This is a genomic window from Nostoc sp. LEGE 06077 (assembly GCF_015207705.1).
GTDB lineage: Bacteria > Cyanobacteriota > Cyanobacteriia > Cyanobacteriales > Nostocaceae > Nostoc_B.
In genome coordinates this window covers 1-1,114 of sequence record NZ_JADEWI010000135.1, presented here as the reverse complement: position 1 = coordinate 1,114, position 1,114 = coordinate 1, and the positions used below count along the sequence as shown (strand labels likewise).

Genomic DNA, 1,114 nt, shown 5'->3' with positions numbered 1-1,114 from the left:
TGGTTGGATAATGAGACGCCAATTATTTAAAGTATTCTTCCATCCGCATTCATGATTCCATTGTTTATGATTAGAAAAATCAACAACACTATTTTTTTGTACCTCAGTCTCAATTTTAAGAGATTTATTTAAACATAAAAATTCTGGAGAATTTAACCTAATCATAGTGTAAGCACAGAAAATAATTTCCCACCACTTCTCGATATGTTGGAAATCTGTAAAACGATAATCTGTCCAACCTAGTTCCTGTTTACACTGTCGGAACGCATATTCTACCCAGGTTCTTAATCCATATAAGTCGCCTAAAGTTTTCTTGAGATTACCTTGAATATTTTTCATCACAAAAGAAGTATAATTCTCTGGCATGGTTTCTGGGTCGGGAGTTATTTCCCAGTAAGTTACAGCTCTTTTTTTACCATAAATTATTTCCCTAATGTATCTAGGTTCTGATTTTTGATTGCTAAATGTTCTTTCAAATTTACACCACTTATTCGCCCTAACACTTTGTCCTGCTGGTAACCAGACTCCATGATTACTTCTAATTGATACAACGTAAGCTAAGTTGTATTCAGCTATCTTTCTAATAAATCGGCTACTTTCACCATATAAACTATCAGCCAATACTAATTCAATATTAAACCCTGATTCAATTAGCTCTGTAATCATTTCTGACGCCAACTCTATTTTAGTTTTATATTTATCCTCTGCTTTTAACGTCCCTTTTGGTTTGAATATTTTTACACTTAAGGGAACAGTTATATTAGAGTAAACTCCATACGCATTTACTGAAACTATTCCATTGTCAATTTTTCCTATACTCCCTAAATATTGTCTAGCTACATAATCAGTCTTTTTACCCTTTTTCCTATCTCCTGTTTCATCTATTACTACTGTTATTACATTTCCATTTAAGACTTTCTTAAGCCTCCTTAATCTTCGTTGTTTTAATTTATTTACTGACCAATCTGAATTAGCTAGAAAATGGTGTAATGACTGTGCTGCGTTTATACTTACTACTTTAGCTATCTCTGGTAATGATTTTCTTTTGATTGGCGAGATTATTCCTAAGTGCAAATATTTGAAACACTCATAATTTCTCACTTCTTTAAATATA

Annotated in this window: 1 protein-coding gene; it reads right to left on the bottom strand. The window is 32.0% G+C overall.

The window, feature by feature from the left end:
• Nucleotides 1-1,114: IS701 family transposase (locus IQ244_RS32240; RefSeq protein ID WP_228059315.1), on the bottom strand; the 1,114-nt coding region annotated here is incomplete at both ends.